26 protein-coding genes are annotated in these 26,137 nt (G+C 62.1%); 10 read left to right on the plus strand and 16 right to left on the minus strand.

What is annotated here, in order from left to right:
- Positions 1–119 precede the first annotated feature (119 nt).
- Entirely contained in the window at positions 120–1,178 is a 1,059-nt protein-coding gene (locus A6V37_RS25465; RefSeq protein WP_064271687.1) for a transporter, read from the plus strand.
- A complete protein-coding gene (locus A6V37_RS25470) occupies positions 1,168–1,752 on the plus strand; it encodes a TlpA disulfide reductase family protein (protein WP_082902902.1) in 585 nt (194 codons plus the stop codon). Before A6V37_RS25465 ends, A6V37_RS25470 begins: the two co-directional genes overlap by 11 nt.
- A gap of 158 nt (positions 1,753–1,910) precedes the next feature.
- Here the strand turns inward: A6V37_RS25470 and A6V37_RS25475 are convergent, their stop codons facing one another.
- Positions 1,911–3,038 (minus strand): aminotransferase class V-fold PLP-dependent enzyme, encoded by a 1,128-nt coding sequence (locus A6V37_RS25475; protein WP_064271764.1) that lies wholly within the window; start codon positions 3,036–3,038, stop codon positions 1,911–1,913.
- Positions 3,039–3,401: 363 nt separating this feature from the next.
- Between A6V37_RS25475 and ald the strand changes: the two genes are divergently transcribed.
- Positions 3,402–4,523, plus strand: coding sequence for an alanine dehydrogenase (gene ald, locus A6V37_RS25480; protein WP_064271688.1), 1,122 nt, complete (start codon positions 3,402–3,404; stop codon positions 4,521–4,523).
- A gap of 39 nt (positions 4,524–4,562) precedes the next feature.
- On the opposite strand, the gene A6V37_RS25485 is transcribed toward ald, so the two are convergent.
- Together A6V37_RS25485 and A6V37_RS25495 are read right to left on the minus strand one after the other, a co-directional pair.
- Positions 4,563–5,252, minus strand: coding sequence for a ferredoxin reductase domain-containing protein (locus A6V37_RS25485; RefSeq protein WP_064271689.1), 690 nt, complete (start codon positions 5,250–5,252; stop codon positions 4,563–4,565).
- Between the two features lie 338 nt (positions 5,253–5,590).
- Entirely contained in the window at positions 5,591–6,562 is a 972-nt protein-coding gene (locus tag A6V37_RS25495; protein WP_064271691.1) for an AraC family transcriptional regulator, read from the minus strand.
- 93 nt (positions 6,563–6,655) lie between these two features.
- Here A6V37_RS25495 and A6V37_RS25500 point away from each other — a divergent pair, with 93 nt between their 5' ends.
- The gene (locus A6V37_RS25500; protein ID WP_064271692.1) at positions 6,656–7,489 is read left to right on the plus strand and encodes an oxidoreductase; all 834 of its coding nucleotides are present in this window, start codon (positions 6,656–6,658) and stop codon (positions 7,487–7,489) included.
- A gap of 89 nt (positions 7,490–7,578) precedes the next feature.
- Here the strand turns inward: A6V37_RS25500 and A6V37_RS25505 are convergent, their stop codons facing one another.
- The 4 genes from A6V37_RS25505 to A6V37_RS25520 form a co-directional block, all read right to left on the minus strand.
- On the minus strand, positions 7,579–8,340 hold the full coding sequence (locus A6V37_RS25505; protein WP_064271693.1) for an ABC transporter permease: 762 nt from the start codon (positions 8,338–8,340) through the stop codon (positions 7,579–7,581).
- Positions 8,337–9,263 (minus strand): ABC transporter ATP-binding protein, encoded by a 927-nt coding sequence (locus A6V37_RS25510; protein ID WP_064271765.1) that lies wholly within the window; start codon positions 9,261–9,263, stop codon positions 8,337–8,339. The genes A6V37_RS25505 and A6V37_RS25510 overlap by 4 nt, the downstream gene beginning before the upstream one ends.
- A gap of 244 nt (positions 9,264–9,507) precedes the next feature.
- Entirely contained in the window at positions 9,508–11,178 is a 1,671-nt protein-coding gene (locus tag A6V37_RS25515; protein ID WP_064286443.1) for a tannase/feruloyl esterase family alpha/beta hydrolase, read from the minus strand.
- The gene (locus A6V37_RS25520; protein ID WP_064271695.1) at positions 11,175–12,308 is read right to left on the minus strand and encodes an OpgC domain-containing protein; all 1,134 of its coding nucleotides are present in this window, start codon (positions 12,306–12,308) and stop codon (positions 11,175–11,177) included. Before A6V37_RS25520 ends, A6V37_RS25515 begins: the two co-directional genes overlap by 4 nt.
- A 338-nt stretch (positions 12,309–12,646) precedes the next feature.
- Between A6V37_RS25520 and A6V37_RS25525 the strand changes: the two genes are divergently transcribed.
- Both A6V37_RS25525 and A6V37_RS25530 read left to right on the plus strand, forming a co-directional pair.
- Complete coding sequence (locus A6V37_RS25525) at positions 12,647–13,786, plus strand: acyltransferase family protein (protein ID WP_064271696.1); 1,140 nt, start codon at positions 12,647–12,649, stop codon at positions 13,784–13,786.
- Positions 13,787–13,974: 188 nt separating this feature from the next.
- Complete coding sequence (locus A6V37_RS25530; RefSeq protein ID WP_064286447.1) at positions 13,975–14,769, plus strand: sulfite exporter TauE/SafE family protein; 795 nt, start codon at positions 13,975–13,977, stop codon at positions 14,767–14,769.
- 263 nt (positions 14,770–15,032) lie between these two features.
- On the opposite strand, the gene A6V37_RS25535 is transcribed toward A6V37_RS25530, so the two are convergent.
- Positions 15,033–15,317 carry a hypothetical protein gene (locus A6V37_RS25535; RefSeq protein ID WP_064271697.1) on the minus strand — a complete coding sequence of 95 codons (285 nt, stop codon included), beginning with the start codon at positions 15,315–15,317 and terminating at the stop codon, positions 15,033–15,035.
- 290 nt (positions 15,318–15,607) lie between these two features.
- On the opposite strand from A6V37_RS25535, the gene A6V37_RS25540 reads away from it, so the two are divergent.
- Positions 15,608–16,648, plus strand: a complete 1,041-nt coding sequence (locus tag A6V37_RS25540; RefSeq protein ID WP_064271698.1) for an AraC family transcriptional regulator — start codon at positions 15,608–15,610, stop codon at positions 16,646–16,648.
- Between the two features lie 3 nt (positions 16,649–16,651).
- On the opposite strand, the gene A6V37_RS25545 is transcribed toward A6V37_RS25540, so the two are convergent.
- On the minus strand, positions 16,652–17,962 hold the full coding sequence (locus A6V37_RS25545) for an MFS transporter (protein WP_064271699.1): 1,311 nt from the start codon (positions 17,960–17,962) through the stop codon (positions 16,652–16,654).
- A gap of 254 nt (positions 17,963–18,216) precedes the next feature.
- On the opposite strand from A6V37_RS25545, the gene A6V37_RS25550 reads away from it, so the two are divergent.
- The gene (locus A6V37_RS25550) at positions 18,217–18,843 is read left to right on the plus strand and encodes an ABC transporter ATP-binding protein (RefSeq protein WP_064271700.1); all 627 of its coding nucleotides are present in this window, start codon (positions 18,217–18,219) and stop codon (positions 18,841–18,843) included.
- Between the two features lie 37 nt (positions 18,844–18,880).
- On the opposite strand, the gene A6V37_RS25555 is transcribed toward A6V37_RS25550, so the two are convergent.
- Positions 18,881–19,297: a universal stress protein gene (locus A6V37_RS25555; RefSeq protein ID WP_064271701.1), complete on the minus strand. Its 417-nt coding sequence runs from the start codon at positions 19,295–19,297 to the stop codon at positions 18,881–18,883.
- 75 nt (positions 19,298–19,372) lie between these two features.
- Complete coding sequence (locus A6V37_RS25560) at positions 19,373–19,717, minus strand: hypothetical protein (protein ID WP_064271702.1); 345 nt, start codon at positions 19,715–19,717, stop codon at positions 19,373–19,375.
- Between the two features lie 306 nt (positions 19,718–20,023).
- On the opposite strand from A6V37_RS25560, the gene A6V37_RS25565 reads away from it, so the two are divergent.
- A complete protein-coding gene (locus tag A6V37_RS25565) occupies positions 20,024–20,221 on the plus strand; it encodes a heavy-metal-associated domain-containing protein (RefSeq protein WP_064271703.1) in 198 nt (65 codons plus the stop codon).
- Between the two features lie 43 nt (positions 20,222–20,264).
- Positions 20,265–20,663, plus strand: coding sequence for a CopM family metallochaperone (copM, locus tag A6V37_RS25570; protein ID WP_064286444.1), 399 nt, complete (start codon positions 20,265–20,267; stop codon positions 20,661–20,663).
- 2 nt (positions 20,664–20,665) lie between these two features.
- On the opposite strand, the gene A6V37_RS25575 is transcribed toward copM, so the two are convergent.
- From A6V37_RS25575 to A6V37_RS25595, 5 genes are all read right to left on the minus strand, one after another.
- Positions 20,666–21,379: a response regulator gene (locus A6V37_RS25575; RefSeq protein ID WP_064271705.1), complete on the minus strand. Its 714-nt coding sequence runs from the start codon at positions 21,377–21,379 to the stop codon at positions 20,666–20,668.
- A 29-nt stretch (positions 21,380–21,408) separates the two neighbouring features.
- On the minus strand, positions 21,409–21,993 hold the full coding sequence (gene kdpC / locus A6V37_RS25580; RefSeq protein WP_064271706.1) for a potassium-transporting ATPase subunit KdpC: 585 nt from the start codon (positions 21,991–21,993) through the stop codon (positions 21,409–21,411).
- 18 nt (positions 21,994–22,011) lie between these two features.
- Entirely contained in the window at positions 22,012–24,069 is a 2,058-nt protein-coding gene (gene kdpB / locus A6V37_RS25585) for a potassium-transporting ATPase subunit KdpB (RefSeq protein ID WP_064271767.1), read from the minus strand.
- 85 nt (positions 24,070–24,154) lie between these two features.
- A complete protein-coding gene (kdpA, locus tag A6V37_RS25590) occupies positions 24,155–25,963 on the minus strand; it encodes a potassium-transporting ATPase subunit KdpA (protein WP_064271707.1) in 1,809 nt (602 codons plus the stop codon).
- Positions 25,960–26,055, minus strand: a complete 96-nt coding sequence (locus A6V37_RS25595; RefSeq protein ID WP_064271708.1) for a potassium-transporting ATPase subunit F — start codon at positions 26,053–26,055, stop codon at positions 25,960–25,962. Before A6V37_RS25595 ends, kdpA begins: the two co-directional genes overlap by 4 nt.
- Positions 26,056–26,137 lie beyond the last annotated feature (82 nt).

Genomic DNA, 26,137 nt, shown 5'->3' on the forward strand with positions numbered 1-26,137 from the left:
CGCAGCGTCGGCCTGCTTCGTAATCAGGCCGTCGCCGCAGTCTGTCGTCTCAGGAAAACACGCACGTCCTTTCACCCGAGGGGGGATGACGCGCGTCCGTATCGAGCGGAGAGGAAATCATGTCAACCAACCAGAACACCCTATTGCGCTGCACGCTGCCTTTCGTCATGGCCGCGATCTTTCCGGCTGCGGCTCACGCATGCGCCACTTGCGGCTGCTCCTTGAGCACCGATGCAGCGATGGGCTATTCCGCCGCCCCAGGCTGGCGAATCAACATCGAATACGACTTCATCAATCAGAACCAGTTGCGCAGCGGTACCAGTTCAGTGCCGAACACGCAGCCCGCCAGTATCAATGACGCTGGTGGCAGCCAGGAGGTGGAGCGCCAGACGATCAATCGATACATCAATCTCGGCATCAGCTATAGCCCCAGCGCGAGCTGGAACTTCAGCGCTCTCATTCCGTACGTTTACCGTAGCCATACGACTTACGGCAACGCGACGACAGACCAGCTCACTCCCGACAACTTGAGCGGCGCAACCAGCAAAGGCCTGGGAGATATCAAGCTCATCGCAAGCTATCAGGGGTTTCTGCCAACGCACAATCTTGGATTGCAGCTTGGCGTCAAGTTACCCACGGGCCGGTACGGCGGTCAGAATGTCGACACCGGCGCAACCGTTGGGCACAATCCCGTGTTCTTCTCGAACGGCCCCAATGCGGCCGCAGGCCAGGCGCTCGACACCAGCTTGCAGCCCGGCACCGGCAGTACCGACCTTATCGTCGGCGCCTACTATTACCAGGCGATCAGCCAGAACTTCGACGCGTTCATTAACGGGCAATTCCAGTCCGCAATCGTCGAAAATCTCGACCATGAAGGCGCGACATACCGCCCCGGAAATCTGGCCAGCTTGAGTGCCGGATTGCGCTATGAAGCGAACCCGAAGTGGGTTCCGCAGTTGCAAATCAACGTTACTCGCAAGAGCCACGACCAGGGCACGCTCGCGGATACGGCGAACACAGCGGGAACTGTCGTTTATCTCAGCCCCGGCGTCACCGTCAACGTGTGGAAAAACCTGGAGGTGTACGGCTTCGTGCAACGTGCGATATACAGCAAGCTCGACGGTTATCAGGTGTTTCCACGCTGGACCGGCAACGTGGGGATGAGCTATGCGTTCTGACGTATCGCGAGCGCAACCGGCGCATGAGGACACCGCATCCTCGATATCGACTGCGCGGCGCGCGTGGTTGCGTGCCGTGCTGGCAGTGTCTCTAGGTGCAGGCGGGTTGGGCCGGCCCTTGGCAAGCCGCGCTGCCACGCTGGCCGTTGGTCAACCTGCTCCGCCTCTGGTCCTTCATACACTGGATGGCCGGGACATCGACACCGCCGATCTGCTCGGCAAAGTGGTTATTCTGACGTTCTGGGCGACCTGGTGCGAGCCGTGCCGTGAGGAACTGCCTCTTTTGTCCGCTTACGCCGCGCGCAATTCGGACCGGGGGCTGCAAGTGCTCGGGTTCAGTCTGGATGGAGCTGACGATCTGTCTGCGGTTCGCGAGGCTGCAGCGGGCTTGAGCTTTCCAGTGGGCCTGCTGGGCAGCGCGTGGGCAGGCGACTATGGGCGAATGTGGCGCATTCCAGTGAGCTTCACGATCGGACGATCGGGTCTCCTGGTGGACAACGGCTGGGACGACAAATATCCCGTTTGGACATCCGAACGCTTGCAACGCGTCGTCACGCCACTTCTGAGGCAATAGATAGGTAAGTGCCCGATTCGACGAGATGAATGACCGCTGTACCCAAAAGCGGCCGAAGAAGTGACACCTGACCCACAGGCCGAAGTGGGTCCAGGTGCAACTTCGCCGATGCAGTTGCGCGCACGACGAGCCATACGCACATGCTCCAAAAAAGCGCGCTAAAGGATACTGTCCAAAGCGTTGGCAAGCCTCGCGACCGCGCCCTCGACGTCATGCAGCTTGTCCAGGCCAAATAATCCGATGCGGAAAGTCTTGAAGTCTTCAGGCTCGTCGCATTGAAGGGGAACGCCGGGTGCGATCTGCAAGCCGGCATCGGCGAATTTCTTGCCGGATCGTATGCCGTCATCGTCGGTATAGCTGACCACGACGCCCGGAGCCTGAAGACCTTCAGCCGCCACGCTCCTGAAACCCTTGGCGCTCAGAAGTGCGCGAACGCGAGTGCCGAGTTCAACCTGCTCCGCTCGCACTTTGTCGAAACCATATGCCTCGGTTTCCTTCATGACGTCGCGCAGCGTCGCGAGACTATCCGTGGGCATCGTCGCGTGGTACGCGAACCCGCCGTTCTCGTAGGCTTCCATAACCTGCAGCCACTTGCGAAGATCGCAAGCGAAACTGCTGCTGGTTGTGGCGTCGATTCTTTCGCGGGCGAGAGGACTGAGCATGACCAGTGCGCAGCAGGGTGACGCGCTCCATCCCTTTTGCGGCGCGCTGATCAGGACATCGACGCCGCTGGCCTGCATGTCCACCCAGATCGTACCGGAGGCGATGCAATCCAGTACAAACATGCCACCGACCGCATGCACAGCGTCGGACACCGCGCGTAAATAGGCATCAGGCAGCATCATCCCGGATGCCGTTTCGACATGTGGCGCAAAGACCAGATCCGGTTTGTGTTCCCTGATCGCAGCGACCACCTCTTCAATCGGCGCCGGCGCATACGCGGCCTGCCTTCCCTGTTCGACAGGACGCGCCTTCAACACTATCGATTCAGACGGAATGCTGCCCATGTCGAAAATCTGCGACCAGCGGAAACTGAACCAGCCGTTGCGAATCACCAGACACTTCCTTTGCGTCGCGAACTGCCGGGCGACGGCTTCCATGCCGAAAGTCCCGCTGCCTGGGACGATAACGGCCGATTGCGCGTTGTAGACCTTTTTCAGGGAGCCGGATATATCCCGTACGACTCCCTGAAAAAGCTGCGACATATGGTTGATGGATCGGTCGGTGTAAACGACTGAATATTCGAGGAGTCCCTCGCGGTCGACATCGGGGAGTAACCCTGGCACGTTCGCCTCCGGTAATAGACGAATAAAAGGATCGAAAGCAGATTCTAACGAAAGCCACGTGCATAAGCATTGGTCGAGACGCCCCGTTACCTTTTCGGCCTCCACCGCGGCTATCTTCGTGCGAAGCGCGCAAGTCATTTCCGCTCGTCCCTACCCGGACGAGTTGTTGAGACAAAGAAAACTTGGAGGAGACGGAACTAGATATAAACCCTTAGGCCTGCGATTCAAGGTAATAAACGAACACCGCCTAATTCAGGTGTTTCAACCAAATTTCACCACAATTACATTAACAACCCCTGTCACACAGTCGATAGTATTGGGGAAATAACTACTAGTAGCCGGATATAGCACCCAGGAGGCAATATGCGCATAGGTGTTCCGAAGGAGATCAAGAACCACGAGTATCGTGTCGGTCTCACGCCGTCTTCCGTGCGTGAGATCGTCGCGCATGGACACAGCGTGGACGTCGAAACAGGCGCCGGCGCTGGCATCGGCGCAACGGACGACGCGTACCGGGCGGCGGGCGCGCAGGTTGCGCCCAGCGGTGAAGCGGTGTTTGCCGCTGCGGACATGATCGTCAAGGTGAAAGAGCCTCAGGCGCCTGAGCGTGCAATGCTGCGACGAGGACAGATTCTTTTCACCTACTTGCACCTCGCGCCGGACCCCGAGCAGTGCGCCGATCTCGTCAGAAGCAACGCGGTCTGCATCGCTTATGAGACCGTCACGCAACGCGGCGGCGGACTGCCTCTTCTTGCGCCCATGTCCGAGGTGGCAGGCCGCATGTCGATTCAGGCGGGCGCGTTCAGCCTGGAACGCGCGCACGGTGGCAAAGGCATCCTGCTTGGCGGCGTAGCGGGCGTGCCTCCCGCGAAGATTGTGATCCTCGGCGCCGGCGTGGTCGGCACCAATGCCGCGCAGATGGCTGTCGGCACGGGTGCGCAGGTTGCCGTACTCGACCGCAATGTCGACGCGCTGCGACGCATGGACCGCCTGCTGGGCGCGCGCGTGATTACCGTGTATTCGAATCAGGACAACATCGAACGACACGTGCTCGATGCCGACCTAGTGATCGGCGGCGTGCTCGTGCCCGGCGCCGCGGCGCCCAAACTCGTCACGCGCAAGATGGTTGATGCAATGAGCCCCGGCTCCGTTATCGTCGATGTCGCGATCGACCAGGGAGGATGCTGCGAAACCGCGAGGCCCACCACTCACGCCGACCCCACGTACAAAGTTGGCGAAGTCGTCCACTACTGCGTCGCAAACATGCCTGGCGGTGTGCCGCGCACTTCCACTTATGCTTTGAACAACGCGACGCTGCCCTTTGTTCTGCAAATCGCCAACCAGGGCTGGCGCAAGGCGCTGACCCTCGACGAACATCTGCGTCGTGGTCTGAATGTCGCGTTCGGTAAAGTGACCTGTCCCGAGGTCGCGGAAGCACTGGGCTACACCTGCGAGGATGCAGGTGCCATCGCCGCTGAATCGTAAGCACATCGAGACGAAGCGCGCGCCTTGGAAAAGGCGCGCCTATTCATTTCTTCCATCCCCGAGCACGATTCTCTGGATATTGGCCGGATACACCCAGTCGCGCGCATGGCGCTCGATGAGATCCATAAATGCGAGGGGACCGCTGCAGTAGATCTGGGTGTTTGCATGCGCTGGGCGCATTGCGTGAGAGGTTGCCTGCCCCACTCGGTCGGCATCGAGACCAAAATGGCGAAAGACCTTGCCTTTGCTTTTAAGCGCATCAAGTTCTTCCCGAAACACCGCGCGTTCAGGTGAACGAGCGAAGTTGTGCAACTCGAACATCTGACCGGCCAGGGCTAGTCGATTCGCGATTCCCGCGATCGATGCCGTGCCGACGCCACCAGCAAAAAGTATCGACCGTACGCGACTGTCCAGAATAACTGTAGGACTCCGTGGCGTTCCGACAAAAGCTTCGTCTCCTTGACTCAACGAAAGGTCTGCTGCTTTTCTGTTTGTGTCCCCGTCATCTTGCCGCACGGCGATTACATAGGAACGCGGGCGAGACGTAGAACGGCACAGGGGATAGATTCTTTCCTTGTTGACGACGTTGTTGAGAACAAGCGTGACGCAGGCTCCATCGTCAAACGACGGAAGCTCCAGTTGGGACCTGGTTTGAAGTTCAACGGCATGGTAATTCTCAGCGAGTTGCCATTTGCGTGTAACGATGACTGAGAGGAGGTTGTCGTGCATGTCTTCTCCAACGGGAGCTTCGTCGTCCGGAATCGGAAGTTAGTCGGTGTACGGATTGCGTGAGATGGCCGGTCCAGGAAATGGTTGGAAGGATGGCTGAATGTGAGATTCAGATTAGGGCGGACGATATTCACCAGCAAGGCGTGCAACGCGAATACCACTTATACGACTGCGCTGATAGTCTTCTGTACCCTACCGCGCACGCGTTTCGCCCTTGCCTCATCGAGGCAGAATCGCACGGACGGAAATTGGGACCGGATTAGGCCGCACGTCCCCAAACGGCGCGATCACGCCAACAGAATCGACAAATCACCCAAGGCCCCCTTTGCGCGCCACACTCAGTGCGACGAGACATACGTTGCATCGGCGAATGCTGCCGGGACAGCGAAGCTCTCACGCATACGCTTCGACTCGGCGGCCGGCGTCAAGCCGAACAGCCGTTTGAATTCCCTGCTGAACTGGGACGGACTCGTGTAACCCACAGCATGACCCGCCGCCTCCGCGGTCAGGTCCTCGCGCACCATCAAGAGACGAGCCTGATGCAGACGCGTCGACTTCACGTACTGCATCGGCGAGACCTGTGTAATTGCCTTGAAGTGACTGTGGAAACTCGGAATGCTCATACCCGCTTCGTCGGCCAGTTGTGCGACGTCGAGGGGTTGCGCATAGCTTGCATGGATCAGACGGAGTGACCGGCCTATCCGGCCGAACTGTCCTCGCATCGCCAACGCCTCACGCATCGAGTTCCCCTGGGCTCCGGTGAGCACCCGGAAATACAGTTCACGCAGCAAGCCGGGGCCCAACACTACCGCTTCGAGTGGCCGACGCATCGCCTCGAGAAAGCGCAACACGGAGGTCTGCATCGCGTCATCCATCGGCGTCGACATCATGCTCCGAGGCGCTTGCACGCGCTCCGTTTCGCCTTCGCGGTCGATCTGCTCCGCCAGTTCGGCGGCCAACGTGAAATCGAGGTGCAGATACAGCGCGAGCAGCGGGCGCTCCTCGCTCGCGTCGGTCTCCATGCTGAACGGCACAGGCACGGACACGGCGAGGTAGTGACGCTCATCGTACAGATAGAGCTGCCCGCCAAAGTAACCCCGCTTGCGGCCCTGACAGACGATCACGATGCCGGGGTCGTACAGAACCGGCGTGCGCGACAGTGCACGGTTCGAACGCAGGATGCGGACGCTCGGCAGGGCCGTCAGGTTGTAGCCCTCTTCCGGCGCCAGCGCGCGCAGCAGGGCCACCATGCGTTTCTGGCTTCGGGAAGATCGGTCTGGATGCTGGATCGAGGTGTGCACCGTGCTCATAGTTTTATGCGAGATAATCAGCGAAACGTGGCTTATTTTGCCTCGTTCGTCAGACTAGTATGCATTCTCCAATCGACATCCGGGAGAAGCTTCATGGCATCCAGCAAAACTCTGCTCATCACCGGCGTCAGCAGCGGCTTCGGGCGCGCGCTCGCCCAGGAAGCGCTGGCGGTGGGTCACAAAGTCATCGGTACGGTGAGAAGTGCGCAGGCGAAGCGCGATTTCGAGTCTCTGTCCGCGAATGGCGCCTGGGGACGTGTGCTCGACGTGACCGACTTCGACGCGATCGACGGTGCCGTCGCGCAAATCGAGGCAAGCGTCGGACCCATCGACGTGCTGGTCAACAATGCCGGCTACGGTCACGAGGGCATCATGGAAGAATCGCCTCTGTCGGAGATGCGCCAGCAATTCGATGTGAACGTATTTGGCGCGGTCGCCATGATGAAGGCCGTACTCCCCTTCATGCGTGCACGCCGCCGCGGCCACATTCTGAACATCACGTCGATGGGCGGTTACATCACCATGCCGGGCATCGCTTATTACTGCGGAAGCAAATTCGCGCTGGAGGGCATCTCCGAAGCACTGGGCAAAGAGGTCAAGCCGTTCGGTATTGCGGTGACAGCCGTGGCGCCGGGCTCGTTCCGCACGGATTGGGCGGGCCGCTCGATGACGCGGACGCCTCGCTCTATTTCAGACTACGACGATATCTTCGACCCCATCCGCAGAGCCCGTGAGGAAAAAAGCGGCAAGCAATTGGGGGACCCCGTGAAAGCGGCGCGCGCGATGCTCGCCGCGATTGCCGCGGATCAACCGCCCGCGCATCTTTTGCTCGGCAGCGATGCACTCGGACTCGTGCGCGGCAAGTTGTCCGCATTGGAGGATGAGATCCGTGCGTGGGAGGCTGTTACGGTCTCGACGGACAACTAAAGACCGCAGCACGGGCTTTGCCTTCAAACTACTTTTAACGCGCAAGCGGCTCACGTGCAGATGACACGCGCCGCTTCGCGCACACTCAATCAGCTCTTGAGCCGATACCCAGTCTTGAAGATCCACGCCACGATCGCCAGGAACACCGCGAGAAATAGTGCGGTCATGCCAAGGCTGACCCCAACGTGCACATCCGCGAGCCCATAAAAGCTCCAGCGAAATCCGCTAACCAGATAAACGATCGGATTAAACAGCGTCACGACCTTCCAGAACGGCGGCAGCATATTGACCGCATAAAAGCTCCCGCCAAGAAACGTCAGCGGCGTGATGATCAGCAGCGGCACAAGTTGCAGCTTCTCGAAGCTGTCCGCCCAGATACCGATGATGAACCCGAGCAGACTGAACGTCACCGCGGTGAGCACCAGAAACAGGATCATCCAGAACGGGTGCTGCACTTGCAGCGGCACGAACAGGCCCGCTGTCGCCAGAATGATCAGCCCGAGCAGAATCGATTTGGTGGCCGCTGCGCCCACATAACTCACCACGATCTCCAGATACGAAACCGGCGCCGACATCAACTCGTAGATCGTGCCGGTAAAGCGCGGAAAGTAAATCCCGAACGACGCGTTCGAAATGCTTTGCGACAGCAGCGACAGCATGATCAGCCCCGGCACGATAAACGCGCCGTAGCTGATGCCGTCCACTTCCTTGATGCGCGAGCCGATCGCCGCGCCGAATACGACGAAATACAGCGAGGTCGAAATCACCGGCGCGATGATGCTCTGCATCAGCGTGCGCCAGGTGCGCGCCATCTCGAACTTGTAGATCGCGCGAATTGCGTAGATGTTCATGGGTTACCCCGAAGCAGATTGACGAAGATTTCTTCGAGCGAACTTTGCGTGGTATGCAGGTCTTTGAAGCGGATGCACGCATCGTCGAGCGCCTTCAGCAGCGCGATGATGTCGGTGCGCCCCCCCTCGCCTTCGTACGTATAGATCAGCTCGTTGCCGCCCTTCGCGACGTCGAGTCCGTAACCGGCGAGCGACGGCGGCACCTGCGTGAGCGGACTCTCCAGTTGCAGCGTCAGCTGCTTCTTGCCGAGTTTGCGCATCAACTCCGTTTTCTCTTCGACCAGCATGATCTCGCCGCCGCTGATCACACCGATACGATCGGCCATCTCCTCGGCTTCGTCGATGTAGTGCGTGGTGAGAATGATCGTGACGCCACTCGCCGTGAGCGAACGCACCATCTTCCACATGTCGCGCCGCAACTCGACGTCGACACCGGCCGTGGGTTCGTCGAGGAACAGCACACGCGGTTCGTGCGACAGCGCCTTGGCGATCAGCACGCGGCGCTTCATGCCGCCCGAGAGCGTGATGATCTTGCTGTCGCGCTTTTCCCATAGCGACAGGTCGCGCAACACCTTTTCGATGTACGCGGGATTTTTCGGCTTGCCGAACAACCCGCGGCTGAACGAGACGGTCGCCCAGACGGTTTCGAAGGAGTCGGTGGTCAACTCCTGCGGCACGAGGCCGATCAGCGAGCGCGCGCCGCGATAGTCCGCCGCGATGTCGAGGCCGTCCACCGTCACGCTGCCTTCGCTCGCCTTGACAATGCCGCAGATAATGCTGATCAGCGTGGTCTTGCCCGCGCCGTTCGGTCCGAGCAACGCGAAGATTTCTCCGCGGTTGATCGCCAGATTGATGTTTTTAAGTGCATGAAAACCGGTGGCATAGGTTTTCGACACGTTCGTGATCGAGACGATAGGCTGCATGGAGTCGACGATGGCAGACACCGTTGTTTGATTGGTGGGATTGGTGCTGAAACAGCACTGTTACCGCAATGTAATGGAAAGTGCGAAAGCGTGCACCGCCCTGAGGCGCCAGACCGGAAACCCGTAGGATCGGAATCACGCGCGCACGGGCACGGCGGCGCCGTCAGCTTCGCAAATGAAATGCTCTGTTGCGGGAATCGCCCTATTAGCGAGGCACGGCAGGTATCGAACGGGGCCGCGCCCGTCACGGCTCGGCACACACAAAACTGCTGGCGAGATTGAGATTGCCCTTGCCGCTATAGCGCGGAAACAGCGGGTAACGGCACAACGGACGCGAGCGTCCGTTGGTGGCCGCCGCGATATCGACCGCCGTGAGCGTTTCGGGCGACGCGCCGTGCGTGACCCAGTTATCGAGCGCGCTCAGCAGATCCACCGAGGGAATGAACGCCCCGCTGCCGTGTTGAAATCCCGGCACCATGTACAGCCGCATGAAACCGTTCACCTGGTCGCTGCCGAAGCGATCGACCAGCGCGTCATAGTAGGCAATCGTCTGGTTCGGGCTGATGACTTCGTCGGCGAGACCGTGCAGCGTGATGAGCTTGCCGCCGCGCCCAATGTAGCGCGTGAGGTCGGTGTTCATCGCGCCGATCGTCTGCGATAACGCGATCAGCTGTGCGCGATATTTTCCCGGGTGTTGCGGGTCGAACCTGAGCGAGTCGAATGACGCATCGCGCGCGACGAAGTACCGGAGATAGCCGTCGCCTTGCGCGAACAGATAGCCGTTGGCGAAGAACGTCGGCATCGGCAAGCGCTCGGGCTGGTGTCCGAGGCCAAGCATCCCGGTCAGATGCGCGCCCTGAAAAATGTTGTAGCCGGAGTAACCGGTGACGTCCCATGCCAGCTTGTAAGGCAGGGATAGCCCGTCACGCATCACGAGCAAGGTGGAGAGTTGCGCGTCCGTGAGGCAGTCATCGTGTGACGGCGCGCGTCCAGCGCAGCGCAACGATTCGATGATCTCCGCTTCGTGTTCACGGCATGCGGCGACGTCGCTGACAATGCCGTCCGCGGCGCCGTCGAGCCGGTCGCACACAGCAAGGGTCCGCTGGTACACGTGCTCGAGCAGCAACGGCGGAATGAAGCCGCCGGGCGCCGCATATTCCGCGCGGCCGAGCTTCACGCCGAGCAGACGCACGCCGGAAAAGTTGAGCGCGGGGGAATTGGCGATCACGCCGTCGTAGTCGTCGGGGTAGCGCTGCATCACCGTGTAGCCTTCCCGTCCGCCGGTGGAACCGCCCGCAAAATACATCCGCTGCGGCGGCCGTCCGTACGCGCGCGCAATCAGGGCGAGCACGGCGTCGTGCGTTTTCTTCAGATGGGCATAGCCGAAGTTGACGACCGCTTCATCGACCAGACCGAACACCGCGAGCGATGAATCACCCACATGCCCTGAGTCGTCGCCGAAGGTCGCATAACCTTGCGCGAGCGGCGCGCGGTTCGGTGAAAACGGCATCACGCCGGTGCCGCTCACCACCACGCCGTTATAGCCGCCACCGCCAATCTGCAGCGCGCGGCCGTTCCAGCGGCGCGGCAGATTCAGATCGAAACGGATATCGGGCGTGGTGGGCGTAAGCCCTTTGATGCGGCCGGTGATACGGCAGTACTCGCCACCCTGCTGATTGCCGGGCGCGGTGGCGCCGATCATCGCGGCGCTTTCGATCTGCGCGCCGGCCGTCGGCAACGCGATGAGTTCCGGCGGCAGCACGGCGCCGGCGAATTCCGCGCAGCGCAAGGCGAGCGGGGCTTCATTGGGCGCAGCCAGTGCGGGGTGAGCGGCGAGCCACAATATGGCGCCGAGGAAGCGGATTGCCGCGCGCGAGTCTCCGATCACACGCCCGCGGCGCCCCCTCGACCTCATCCGTAGCGCGCGCCGCGGGCAGGCGCACCCGCCTGTTGCCCTTTCCAGCCGTTCCAGCCGCGCGCGATCATCAGCACAGCGCCAATGGCGACGAGATCGCCGCCCAGTCCGATCAGCACACCGCGAAAGCCATGGAACGTATGCGGCGTCGCCGTATCGACGATCAATGAGACCAGTGTGCCCGCAACGAAACACACGAGCCCCGTGCGGCCGACCGTCACCACGGCGGGCAGCCGCTGGGCGAGCCGCGCAATGCTGCCCATGCGCACGAATTGCGCGGCGAGCCAGGCGATGACGATGAAGTTGATCACGCGGTCGGGAGAAAGATTCTGTTTAAACGCGCCGGGCAACGGTTGCGTCAGCACGAAGAGCTTGACTATAGCAAACGCCAGCACGGCGATCGCCGCACCCCACGTCAACCAGCGCGCCGTGCTGCTTGCTTGAAAGCGCTCGCTGACGGGTTGTACCCGGCAGAGAATGCCGAGCACCAGCATCAGTTGCCATGCAAACGGATTAAAAGCCCAGTCGGCCACGCCGTCAATGCTGAAGAGCGCGGCAAGCGGCCGTGCGAGCGCCCAGACCGCGAGGCTCAAACCCAGCGCGGTGAGCGGCGAACGGCGCGCCAGCGGCACCGCGAACGGCACGCACAGCGCGAAGATCACATACATGGGCAACACGCTCGACAGATAAGGCTGACGCCGCAGCAATAGGATGTCGAACGCCGCGCGCAGCGGCTGACTCGCGAAAGGCAGCCAGCCGGTGAGATCGACCATGGAACGGTTCATATGCAACGCGGCAAGGACGGCGCCGGACAGCAGCGTCAAGACCGCCGTCAACAGGTACGCGCGATAGATTTCCCAGCAGCGCCGGAAAAAGCGCATCTTCGCCGCGCTCTCGCCACGGTGCGTGAGCACTGCCGTGTAGGCCGCCGCCGACGCATAGCCGCCGAGAAACACGAACACTTCGGCTGAATCGCAAAGCGCGTAGGCGTGCAACATCAGATGCGACAGCGTGCTGCCCGGCATGTGATCCAGCACGATGACGATCAGCACGACGCCACGAAAGAAATCCACTTCGATCGAGCGCCCCCCAAGGGGACCTCCTCCTGGGCGGCCGCGACGGATTTCCATTCAGATTCTCGCAGGATGGCGTGCGCATGCGGCACGCCGTTTTCATAGGAACAGCAAGGCGGTAAAACGTTCCCGCCGATGCCGCCACTGACAATCGCCGCGTGCTGACAACCTGCTTCGATATTGAAATCGCGTGGCAGCAAACTGAAATTCAGCTGTCGGCATGCAGTAATGCTGATTTATTGCGTATGCCATTCGCGGCAAGATTTGCGGATTAGGAACGTCACACGCGAATGCAATCGGTCACGACTGCGGAAATAAATCGCCAAATACGATGCACGGTTTTTTTCGCTTTTTTTCATCGTAGGATGGCTTCATGCGCCTTGGAAGACGACCACATGGAATACAGAATTGCGGGCTTCGATGGGTTGCGCGCAATCGCAGTCCTGATGGTATTTGTTCAGCACCGGCTGTTTGGCGACATCGGCGAGATCGGTCATCTCGGTGTGTGGATTTTCTTCGCGCTGAGCGGCTTTCTGATTATCGGCATTCTCTCAGCGCAACGCACACGGATCGAAACCGGCGCCAGCGGATTCGCGGCTGAATTAAGGCGCTTTCTGTTTCGCAGAACGCTGCGCATCTTTCCTGTTTACTACCTGATGCTGACAGTGTCGTGCGTGCTGATGGCATTCGGCTTGGCCAGTCCTGAACTGGCGAGCGGCATGCCGTTTCACTTCGCCTATCTGTCGAACATCTGGATCGGCTCCGTGCTGCATTATTGGCCGGGGCGTTACTCGCATTTGTGGAGCCTCGCCATCGAGGAGCAGTTTTATCTCGTGGTTGCGCCACTCCTGTTGCTGCTTGCCGCGCGCTGGCATCGCGCGGCGTGCGTCGCGATCGTCGCGGCCGGTCTGGTTTCGCTGCTGGCAATGCGCGCGTGGCATTGGCAGGACATCACGATCTACACGCACCCGCTCTCCAATTTCTGGCTGCTGGGGTTGGGTGGCGTCGGTGGCCTGATGATCGCCGGAAGAACGAACCGCTTGCGCGCGTGGCTCGGGCACGGCGCGACGCTTTTCGTGCTGAGTCTGACCTTGGTTGGTTTGTGCGCGACCGAGCCGCGGTGGAGCCAGGTGAGCGATGCCGCACTGTTCACGGCGGTCAGCGCGCTATACGGCATGTGTATCGCGGCGCTGGTGTGTTCGATTGCCTGCTGCCGCAACGCCGCCGTGACCGGTTTGCTCGAAACCCGCTGGCTGGCCGGCTTTGGGCGTATCAGCTATGGCTTTTATCTGTACCACAACCTGATTCCCGACCTGACCCGCAACCATCGCGCCGTGGCATTCTTCGGCGGCACGGTGCCGATGTGGGCCCACGTCGCGGGCATTGCCGGGTCGTTTGCGATTTCGCTGGCAACGGCCATGCTGTCCTGGCGGCTGATCGAGGAACCGATTCTTCGCTTGAAGACGCGGCGCGCGCCGGACACCGCGCCCCGTCCCGCTCAGGTGCAAGCGCCTGCCACATCGGACGTGGTCTGACGCAAGCAATCCTTACGTTTTTATTACCATCGTCGCAAGCTACGGCACGGTATCATGCGGCCTCAACTGGCCGGCCGCTTCCAGCCTTGCGCGACACGCGGGCACCGAACTGGCCGAACGACAACAACACGCCATTGCCCGCGACGTCCGGTCCCTCCGTGCGCGCGGCCGGCTCGCGGATTCCAACGATGTCGCATTTCACTCTCGCCGACGGCGTGCTCGGCGCAAGCCTGCAGGTGCTCGACTTTTACGCGTTGCTCGGCATCGTCGCCGCGCTCCTGCTTGGCGGAATGGTCAAGGGCGTGGTCAGCATCGGCGTGCCGCTCGTGGCGATGCCGATCCTCAGCCACTTCCTGCCGATCAAGGCAGCGGTTCTGCTGCTGTCGATGCCGATCATCCTCGGCAATATCCCGCAAGCGCTCGAAGGCGGCCAACTATGGCAAACGGTCCGGCGCATCGGCGCGCCGCTGGTCGGCACGGTGATCGGCAATATCGTCGGCGTGGCGGTGCTGGTCTCGCTGGCGCCGCATGGCGCGCAGGCGGCGGCCGGCGCTCTGTTGATGGTCGCTGCGCTGCTGTTGCTGGCCTCCCCGCGGCTGACGCTGTCGCCGACGTGGGCCAAGCCGGTGGGCGTCGCGCTGGGATTCGGCGCTGCCTTGATGGAAAGCATTGCGTCGGTGCCGGGTCCGTTGCTGGCCATGTATCTGATTGCCACGGGCGCCACGGGCAAAGCGTTCACGAAGCAGATCGCCATCATTCTGGTGGTGTCGATCCTGACACTGGTCGCGACATTCAGCGGCGGCGCGCATGCCAGCTGGACCGACCTGGCGATTTCGGCCGCCGCGAGCGTGCCCGTGATTATCGGCATGCTGCTGGTGCGGCCGTTGCGGGACAAGCTACCGCCTGCGGTGTTTCGGATTCTGGTGCTGGTGTTCGTGCTGGCGGCTGCGGCGCAGATGATCTGGAAGTCTGGGGTTTTATAAGTATTCTTCCCGCGACGCTTATTCGAAATCGAATTGGCAATATGGTTCGAATTCCGAAATATATAACAGCGCGCTGTCCGCATTCCCGATGCGGTAGTTCATCAGCATCGAACATGGGCTGATGTGCGACGGGCCTCTTCGGGCCCGTTCGCATCATCGCCACTTTCTCTCAGGTCCCACAGTTTTTTTATTCCGATGCTGGCCTGCACCGGTTTGGTTCTCCCCTACTAAACACAGCCCTTACACAATCTTTCCCAGCAGACTCAGGCAGCGGTGCGCCGCTTCAGCGCGATTTGCGCTTCGCTCGCGAGCTTTTCGAGGAGTTTCGTCACGCGTTGCCGCTGGCTGGCAAGCAGTTCGTACGACCCTTCCAGCGCACGAATGCGCTTTTCCCAATACTCGTGGTCAAGCGCATAAGACCCGCCAGACGCATCCTTGCGCGTCACGTACTCCACCACGCTTTCGAAATGTTGCAACTGGCTATCCACCAGACTGGCCGGTTGCCGCGCGCCGCGTTGCGCGGACGGTTGCCTGTTTACGCCGCTCATCTTTCACACCCCGTGAATTACCTGCTGGCCAAGCGAAACCTTCACGCCTTGACTCCGCAAAAAGCGGATCGGCGCTCTTTTGCGCGCAGTTGCGATTCCAGTCCGGAAGTGGCGGTCGAAAACCTGCCGCGCCGTCGGCGAAAGCGATCTGCATCTAATCATGTAACGTTAAAGCAGGTTTTTTGTTAGGCTTTACCGTCCGTCTCAAAACTCCACGACGGAACGTGAATATGCGCGCAAAACGCGTCATTCTTACCGGATTTGCAGTCCCCGCACGTAGCAACTGATTCATGAACCAGCGCACCCTGCCACCACACCTGGCTGCGGCCGCCGCAGCGAATTCGCGCTCCGTCATTTCGACGAGCCGTTTCAGCACGCACGGCATCACGCCAGGTGAGCAGTTTCTCGCCTGGCGCCAACGCGTGGGCCATGTGGTCGACGCGCCGCCTTCGAAGGCGCAGGTCGCGGGGGGATTTCGCGGGGAAATCGATTTATTTGCGGTCGGCGGGATGGTTTTGACCGACTGCAGCACCGATTCCATGCTGCTGGAACGCTCCGTGGCACGCGTCTCCACGGATTCGCGGCGCGACTACGTGTTTCAGCTCTTCGTGGAAGGGGAAGTCGGCCATGTGAGCGGCATGCGCAAGAAACGCAGCGCGCCGGGTTCGGTGCAAGGCATCGTCGCTTTCGATCTGAATCAGCCGTTTCGCGTTGAACGCCCTGAATGCCGCCTTCTGAGCCTGTTCGTACCGGCCGCGGTAGTGGACGAGGCGTTGCGCGACGGCGCGTCGCTTCACGGCCGTATCCTGCAGCAAGGCTCGCCGCTGACCGGTCTCGTCATGGATCACATGACGGCGCTCGTGCGCGACATGCCCCGGCTCGACCCGGCCAGCGCCATCGGCGCATTGCAGGCGGGTGCGCAGTTGCTGGTGGCCGCGTTTCGCAAGGAGGCGCGCCTGACCGGCACGGGCCGCGCCGCGCTGCAGGCTGCGGTAATGGGCCGGGTGCGCCGCTATATCGAGGCCAATTTGCACCAGGGCGACCTCACGCCGGGCGGCGTGGTCGACGCGCTGCAACTGAAACGCGCGACGATTTATCGCTGGTTCGAGCACGAAGGCGGCCTCGGCGCTTATATCCGCCATCGCCGTCTGCGGGAAGCGGCGGACGAACTAGTCCGTTTCCCGCATCTTCAGGTGACGGAAATCGCGTACGGACTAGGTTTTCAGAGCCCGTCCGATTTCACTCGCGCGTTTCGCCGCGCCTTCGACATGAGTCCGCAGGACATGCGCGCCCGCGCCTTGGATCTGCAGCTAGGCAACCTCGTGCCCTGATGCTCAGGCGGGCGGCTGCGAACCGCAGGTGATGTGCGCGCCCGCCGACGTTTTCTCCGGAAACCCCTTCAGCGCGCAGAGCGTGAGCAGCGTTGCACCGATCAAATACCACGCGGGAACCATCGGGTCGCCGGTCCGGTTGATGAGCCACGTCACCAGAAACGGCGAAAATCCGCCGAACAGGACCACGCCGAAGCTGTAGATCACCGACATGCCGGCCGCGCGCCGCTCCGCCGGGAAGGCTTCCAGCATCAGCACGGAATTGGCGCCGGCGTTGTTGACCGCCAGCGCCACATAAGCGGTGATGATGACCAGCGCGGCGAGATCGCCGGCACCGTGGGTCAGCGCCCAGAAAACCGGCCAGGCTGTCACCAGCGACGCCACCAGCGTCGCGTATTGCAGCGTCTTGCGGCTCGCGAGCCGGTCAGCCGCATAGGCGACGAGCGGCGTCACCACGAGAATCACGATGCCCGAGAGGCAGGCCGTCAGCAGGCTGATCGCCAGCGGGCGGTGCAATGTACGGACCAGGTAGGCTGGCATGTAGAACACGGTGAGATAGATGCTCACTGACGGCGCCGCCATCATCAGGATGCCGCAGACGAGCGGACGTGTGTGCTCCGCGAACATGCGCCGCGGGCTGAGCCGGGTGCGCCGTTGCGGCGCGGCCGCCGGCATATGGCGGCGCAGATACCAGCCGACCGGGCCGATCAGCCCTCCCAGCACGAACGGCACGCGCCAGCCCCACGCATGCATGGCGGCGGGCGACAGGAGCGCCGTGGTGGCCGCACCGACCAGCGCGGCCACAAAAGCCGCCGCGCCCTGGCTCGCCCCGCGCCAGCTCACCATGAAACAGCGGTGCCGGTAGCCCGCGGACTCCATCAGCGAGGCGGACGCCGGGCCGATCTCGCCCCCTGCCGCCAGCCCCTGCATCAGGCGCGCGAGCACCATCAGCACGGTTGCGATGGGGCCGATCGCGGCATAGCCGGGCAGGCACGCGATCAGCCACGTGCCGAGCGTCATCAGCGTGAGCGACACGGTGAGGCCCGCTTTCCGGCCACGGCTGTCGGCAATGTGGCCGATCAGGATTGCGCCGAGCGGACGCATGGCAAAGCCGGCGCCGAAGGTGGCGAGTGAGAGCAGGAACGACGACGCGGGATTCGCCGACGGAAAGAAAAGATTGCCAATCGCGACGGCCGCGAAGCTATAGACGGTGAAGTCGTACGCGACGAAGCCATTGCCGATCACGATTGCGGCGATGACACGCCGGAGTTCGGCGCGGGACAGCGGGGCCGCATTGCCGGCAGCACTATGCATGAGTTGCAGTCGACGAATTCGCCGAGGTAGTCAGGTCAGAAAGGAAGCAAAAAAGCAGAATCTCTCTTCCTTAACGGTCCGGCGCGGCGCAACTTGAGGTAGAGCGGCGTGTTCGGCCAGGTCGAGGTCAAGGCCGCATGAGAACACACTTCCCTGCCGGAACTCAAGGGCGCCTGCACTGCTACACTTGCGCAACCCCTGCGCTACCGCGCCGTACGGCGCGGCAACGCTTCTTCTGATACACGCTCCAATTCATGCTTCGATTCGACAACCTCAGCAAGCGCTATGGCGAACGCCTCATTTTTCAGGGGCTGCACTACGACACGGCGTCAGGATGCGTGGCATTGAACGACGAGTCCGGCAGCGGCAAGTCGACGTTGCTCGGCATATTGGCCGGTACGATCGAGCCGGACACGGGCGAGGTCTGGCTCGGCGGACATTCGTTGCGCCGTGCGCCGCTCGCCGCGCAGGCGGTGCTCACCTATGTGCCGGAAGACTGCATGACGTATCCGGACCAAACCGGCCGGACCTATCTGAACAACGTGGCAGCGGCGAGAAACACCGCCGTTACGAGCGATACGCTGGATCTGGCGGACCGTTTCGGTCTCACGCCCCATCTCGACAAACGCTTCGAGCAAATGTCGTTCGGTACGCGCAAGAAGTTCTTTTTAACCTCGGCGGTGCTCGGTGAAACGCAGGTTTTAATCGCGGACGAACCCGTTGGCGGACTCGACGCCGCCGCACGCGGAGTGCTGGCGGAGCTGTTCAGGAAGCTGGCGCAAACGCGCACGGTGTTTTTCTCGAGCTACGACACGGCTTTTACGGAAGCCTGCGAGGCGCGTAGCGTCGATTTTGCCGGGCTTCGGACGCCCAGCCTTTAACCACTACGACAGCGGAGCCGCCGCGCGTCGGCCAAGCTCAGTGCACCATCGTCACGGGCGTGACGGTGCGTCTTGCCAGCGAGGCGAGCATCGCCAGGCGCCGGAAGAAGCTCATATGACTGGCGTCGATCACCATCACATCGGGCCGGGACGTTGCCGCGTAGGCCGCGATCGCTTTCGTGCTATGGCCGAATACGCGTTTCCAGTGGTAAGGCACGCCAGCCTCTTCGAGGATAGTGCGCGCGTCGATCAGCGCCTTGAGCATGGTGCGCTTTTCCTGCCGCAGCAGCGAGCTTCGCGTGTGAAACGCGGCGGCGCGCCCTTGATCGACGGGTTCGAGCACTTCCAGCAATTCGACTTCAGTCACGCAGCGTTCGAGATACATGAACGCCGCAAAGCGCGCGGCTTCGGCTGCACCGGCGTGATCGAGCACAGGAATCAACATTCTTAACATCTGGCACTCCCGGCCACTGTGGGTAGTTTGAGCTTAGCCAAAGCGGCATTAAAAGCGCGTAAAAGTATTGGCCGTCTACGCGCGGATCGCCGCGGGATTCAGTTCGATATGCAGGATCACGAGCCAGCGCTTCGGGCAGTCCTGTGCGATCTGCAGCGGCTGGGCGCCCTCGCCGCCGGTTTTTACGAAACCCTGCGCACGCGCGAAGCCGAATGCCCGCCGCGCGTCGGCCTGCAGCCACAAGGTCAGCAGTCCGCAGGTCACGCAACTGAACAGCCAGCTCGCGTCACTGGGGAGCGGCGAGCCGAGTTGCTGGACGGCGTACGTAAAGATCGTCGTGAGCACCTGGTTGGTGACGAAGGCAATGGCAATGACCTTGCACATTCCCCTGAAAATCATCGCGGGTGGCGAGGGCATCATGAGCCGCTATCCTGAGCAGCGAACGTGCGAGCCTCAACGCTTACACTTCCTTGGGTCTGTTTGAAGGCCATGCAGGCTCCAGCAAATTTCGGTCTCGTTGCGAGGCGCAACGTCAGTGATGCACTTTACGGATCGCGCCGTAAACACCACGAAGGAATCGCGGGGGCCGACATAAAAATGTCGTGAAGATTGCGGCGAAGGGGCGCCGCCGCATAATCGCGTCGAGCCGGCATCAAAAAACCCCCTTGACCTTACCGCCGTGGGAAGGTCCACGATCGAGGCATGACTTCTCACTGGAGGCAGGACATGGAACTCACCATACCCGATATGTCGTGTGGCGGATGCGCCAACGCCATCAAGCGCGCCGTCACGAGTCTCGACCCCGCTGCGCGGCTCGATATCGATGTCGCCGTTAAAATCGTCAAGGTCACGTCGACGCTGGCGCCCGAGCGGCTCGTCGAGGCCATTGAGGCGGCGGGCTTTCATCCGTCGCAACGAACCTGAGCCAGACCCGCATACACCAACGCTTTTCCAACAGACTTCCACCATGACAAACCTTCGCGCGTTTCGAGCCTTATGCCTTATTAGCGGCGTCCCGTTCGCGGCCGCCGCCCTGCCCGTCCACGCCCAGCAACCGGCCGCCATGCCCGGCATGGACATGTCCGCTTCCGCGGACGCCGGTTCGGGCAATTCGACACCGGCATTCAAGGCCGCCGACGAAAAAATGATGCAGGACATGAGCGCCCCCGCCTACACCGGCGACGCCGACAAGGATTTTGTCGCGCACATGATTCCGCATCATCAAGGCGCGATCGACATGGCGCAGGTCGAATTGAAGTACGGCCGCGACCCGGAGTTGAAGCGGCTAGCGCGAAACATCATCAAGGCCCAGCACGATGAAATCGCGTTCATGAAACGCTGGCAGGCACAGCACGGGGTGAAGTGACGCTATTGACTGTGATGGTCGGTCACGCCGACCACCATGTAGCCGACGCCAGTCTCGGTAATGATGTACTCCGGCTGTGCCGGGTCCAGTTCGAGTTTCTGGCGAAGGTGCCCCATGTAGATGCGCAAATAGTGGTAATTGGTCGCCTGTGACGGACCCCACACCTCCTGAAGCAACTGCTGATGCGTCAGCACCCGCCCCGCATGCGACAGCAGTGCCGACAGCAGCCGGTACTCGATCGGGCTGAGATGAATGATCTGGCTGTCACGCGTGACTCTCCGGTCAACCAGATCGACCGTAATCCCGCCGAAATGCACCTTGTGCAACTCGGGCCGTCCACCGCAGGTTTGCCGCCGCAAATGCGCGCGGATTCGCGCGGTCAGCTCCGGCACGCCGAACGGTTTGGTCAGATAGTCGTCGGCGCCGGCATCGAGCGCCGCGACCTTGTGCTCTTCATGGGTGCGTGCCGAGAGGACAATGACGGGCAGCGTCGACCAGCCGCGCAATTCGCGGATCACGTCGATGCCGTCCATATCCGGCAAACCGAGATCGACGATGATCAGATCGGGCCGCCGCGTCGCCGCGTGGATCAGCCCCTCGCGCCCTGTCTCCGCGTCGAGGACCGACATGCCAGCGGCTTCCAGCGACGTGTGCACGAAACGGCGAATGTGTTTGTCGTCCTCGATCAGCACTACGGTAACCGTCGGGTCGCTCATTTTCCTTCGGATACCTGCCGGTACTGTCATCATCCGTGCATCGGCTTGAGGTCGTCGAGCGCGAGGTTCAGCTTCAGCACATTCACGCGCGCCTCGCCCAGAATCCCCCACTGCCGCGCGGAGGTGTAGCGGGACACGAGCGCGTTAACCTGGTCGGCCGTCAGGCCCCGCGCCTTGGCGACGCGCGCCGCCTGGTACGCCGCCGCGGCAGGACTGATCTCGGGATCGAGCCCGCTGGCCGACGACGTCACCAGATCGACCGGCACGGGCTGCGACATATCGGTGCCGGCCGCCTTCAGGGCGTCGATGCGGCCTTTGATTTCATCGGCGAGTGCCGGGTTGGTCGGGCCGAGATTCGAGCCGCCCGAGTTCTGCGCGTTGTACGGCATCGGCGTAGTGGCCGACAGGCGTCCCCAGAAATAGTATGGCGCGTCGAACTGCTGGCCGATCACGGCCGAACCCACCAGCTTGCCGTTATGCTCGATCAGGCTGCCGCTCGTCTGACTCGGAAATACTGCATGCCCGATGCCGGTCACGACGAGCGGGTACACGACACCCACCATCACGGTTAGAAGGACGAACAGCACGATTACTGGCCGAATCACGTTTTTCATGATGGTTGCTCTATCGGGTCAAACCCAGCCGAAGGCCTTGAGGATCACGTCGATCAGCTTGATGAACGGGAACGGCAACAGGATGCCGCCCAGCCCGTAGATCAGCAGATTGCGGCGCAGCAGCGACGCCGCGCCCAGCGCCCGGTATTTCACGCCTTTGAGCGCGAGGGGGATCAGCGCGACGATGATCAGGGCATTGAAAATCACCGCCGACAGAATCGCCGACGACGGCGAATTCAGATGCATCACGTCCAGCACGCGCAACTGCGGGTAAGTCGTCGCGAACGCGGCCGGGATGATCGCGAAGTACTTGGCGACGTCGTTGGCAATCGAGAACGTAGTGAGCGAGCCGCGTGTCATCAGCATCTGTTTGCCGATCTCGACGATCTCGATCAGCTTGGTGGGATTCGAATCGAGGTCCACCATGTTGCCGGCTTCCTTCGCCGCCTGCGTGCCCGAATTCATCGCCACCGCGACGTCCGCCTGCGCGAGCGCCGGCGCGTCGTTGGTGCCGTCGCCCGTCATGGCGACGAGCCGGCCCTCGCCCTGATGCGAGCGGATCATCGACAGCTTCGCCTCCGGTGTCGCTTCGGCGAGAAAGTCGTCGACGCCCGCCTCGGCGGCGATGGCCGCCGCGGTCAGCCGGTTATCGCCCGTGATCATGACGGTCTTGATACCCATCTTGCGCAGCTCGGCAAAACGCTCCTTGATGCCGCCCTTGACGATGTCTTTCAGCTCCACCACGCCGAGCGCGCGCACCACGTCGCCCTGCCGGTCCGCTACCACGAGCGGTGTGCTGCCGCGCCGCGCGACGTCCGCCACGGCGGCGTCCAGTTCGGCCGGAAAGCGCCCGCCGTGGGATTCGACATACTGCTTGACCGAATCGGCGGCACCCTTGCGGATCTCGCGGCCGGGCAAATCGACGCCGCTCATGCGCGACTGCGCGCTGAAGGCGAGGAACGTCGCGTGCAACGAACCCATGTCACGCTCGCGCAGGTTGAAGCGCTGCTTGGCCAGCACCACGATGCTGCGGCCTTCCGGTGTTTCGTCGGCGAGCGATGACAGCTGCGCGGCATCCGCCAGCTCCTGCTCGGAGGTCCACGGCCCGGGCATGAACGCCGATGCCTGGCGGTTACCCAGCGTGATCGTGCCGGTCTTGTCGAGCAGCAGCACGTCCACGTCGCCCGCCGCCTCGACGGCGCGGCCTGACGTTGCGATCACGTTCGCCTGCATCATGCGGCTCATGCCGGCCACGCCGATCGCCGACAACAGCCCGCCGATGGTGGTCGGAATCAGGCACACGAGCAGCGCGACCAGCGCCGTGATCGTCACCACGTGACCGGCCTTCATGGTCTGAACCGAGAACATCGAGAACGGCAGCAGCGTCGCGGTGGCGAACAGCAGAACCAGCGTGAGGGCGACCAGCAGGATGGTCAGCGCGATTTCATTCGGCGTTTTCTGGCGCTTCGCGCCTTCCACCATCGCAATCATCCGGTCGAGAAACGCCTCGCCCGGGTTCACGCTCACGCGCACGACGATCCAGTCGGACAGCACGCGCGTGCCGCCCGTCACCGACGAGAAGTCGCCGCCCGATTCGCGGATCACCGGCGCGGACTCGCCCGTGATCGCCGATTCATCCACCGACGCGACACCTTCGATCACCTCGCCGTCAGCCGGGACCACGTCGCCGGTTTCGATCAGTACGACGTCGCCTTTGCGCAGATCGGTCGAGGCGACGATCTGGATCGGCGCCTTGGGATGCGGCGCGTTGAGCTTCTTGGCCACCACGTTGTGCTTCGCACTGCGCAGCGACGCAGCCTGCGCCTTGGAGCGCCCCTCCGCGAGCGCCTCCGCGAAGTTGGCGAACAGCACCGTGAACCACAGCCATAACGCAATCGCGAGGATGAACCCGGCGGGCGCCTCGGCCTGGCCGCCGAGCGCGGCGAGCCAGAGAATGGTCGTGAGAATGCTGCCGATGTACACGCAGAACATCACGGGGTTGCGCAACTGTGTGCGCGGCGCAAGCTTCCTGAACGAATCGACGAGCGCGGGCCGGACGATCGCCGGATCGAACATCGAACGCGCCGCGGTGCGCGCCTGACCGATATTGTCGGGCTGATGAACCGGCGGTTGAGTACGGGTAGTCATGCTTTCCTCGATATCAGTGGCCCGGGAACATCATCAGATGTTCGACGACCGGACCGAGCGCGAGCGCCGGCACATACGTGAGCGCGCCGACCAGCACCACCGTGCCGAGCAGCAGCACGACGAACAGCGGGCCGTGCGTCGGCAACGTACCGGCGGTCACGGCAATGCGCTTCTTGCCGGCGAGCGAGCCGGCAATGGCCAGCACGGGAATAATCGACCCGAAGCGGCCAAACCACATGACGATGGCTAGCGACACGTTGTAGAACGGCGTGTTGACCGACAGCCCGGCGAATGCGCTGCCGTTGTTGTTCGCGGCCGAACTGAACGCATAGAGGATTTCGGAGAACCCGTGCGGGCCCGGGTTGGCGATACCCGCCGTGCCCGCGCTCGAGAGCACGCCGACCGACGCCCCGACCAGCACGAGCAGCGGCGTGAGCAGCACGGCGATCGACACCATCTTCATCTCGTAGGCTTCGATTTTCTTGCCCACATACTCAGGAGTGCGTCCGATCATCAAACCGGCAACGAAAACCGCGAGCAGCGCGAACACCAGCATGCCGTACAGGCCGGAACCGACACCGCCGAAGATCACCTCACCAAGCTCGATCAGCAGCAGCGGCACGAGGCCGCCCATCGGCGTCAGCGAGTCATGCATGGTGTTGACCGCGCCGCACGATGCCGACGTTGTCGCGACCGTGAAGATGCCCGACTGTACGATGCCGAAGCGCGTTTCCTTGCCTTCCATGTTGCCGCCCGCCTGCGTGGCGGTGGCGCTCTGGTCCACATGCAGCGACGCCAGCAGCGGATTGCCACCCTGCTCCGCGGAAATCTCCACCCAGCATGCCGCCGCAAAGGCGATCGTCATGGCGGCGAGCACGGCGTAGCCCTGGCGCTGGTCACCCACCATGCGGCCGAACACGAGACATAACGCCGCGGGAATCACGAGCATCGCGATCATCTGCACGAAGTTCGCGAACGGCGTCGGGTTTTCGAACGGATGCGCCGAGTTCGCATTGAAGAAGCCACCGCCATTGGTGCCTAGCATCTTGATCGCTTCCTGCGACGCGGTCGGCCCCATCGCAATGGTCTGCTTGTCTGCCTTGTTGTCCACCATCACCGGATTGCCCTTCGCATCCTTCACCGGATTGCCTTGAGCGTCGGTCTTCGGCGTCTGGTAGGTCGTGACCTGGACCGTGGCGACATCCTTGTAAGACTCGAAGTTCTGGATGGCGCCCTGGCTGATGAACAGCAGCGCGATCACCACCGAGAGCGGCACGAGGATGTACAGCGTGATGCGCGTGAGGTCGACCCAGAAGTGGCCGATGGTCTTCGTGGTATGGCGCGCAAAGCCGCGCACCAGCGCCACGACGACCGCAATGCCGGTAGCGGCCGAGAAGAAGTTCTGCACGGTGAGCGCGGCCATCTGCGTCAGGTAGCTGACCGTGGACTCGGGCGTGTAGTCCTGCCAGTTCGTGTTGGTCACGAAACTGATGGCCGTGTTGAACGCGGCATCGGGTGTCATCGGGCCGAAACTCTGCGGGTTGGCCGGCAGCCATTGTTGTACGCGCAGAAATCCATATACCGCGAGCACGCCGAGCACATTGAAGGCAATCACCGCGAGGGCGTAATGCGTCCACGACATTTCGGCTTCCGGATCGACACCGGCAAGCTTGTACAACACCGCCTCGATCGGCCGGCCCACACGCCGCACCACGACGGATGAACCATCGAGCACGGCGGTCATGTAGCGGCCCAGCGGAATCGCCAGTGCGATCAGCACGACGATATAGAGACCGGTCTGGAACAGGTCATTGGTCGTCATTCGAGGGCCTCCGCGCGCAGCAGGGCATACACGAGGTAGACAAACAGCACGAGCGTGGACGCAGCCGCGAGCCACAGCGTCCAGAGCATCATGGCCGGCCTCCCGGAGCACGGCGGAGCTTGTCGCAACCGATGGCGCCCGCCACGACAAGGCCCCCGAAGGCGGCGATTGCAA

It is taken from the genome of Paraburkholderia ginsengiterrae, from assembly GCF_001645125.1.
Taxonomy (GTDB): domain Bacteria; phylum Pseudomonadota; class Gammaproteobacteria; order Burkholderiales; family Burkholderiaceae; genus Paraburkholderia; species Paraburkholderia ginsengiterrae.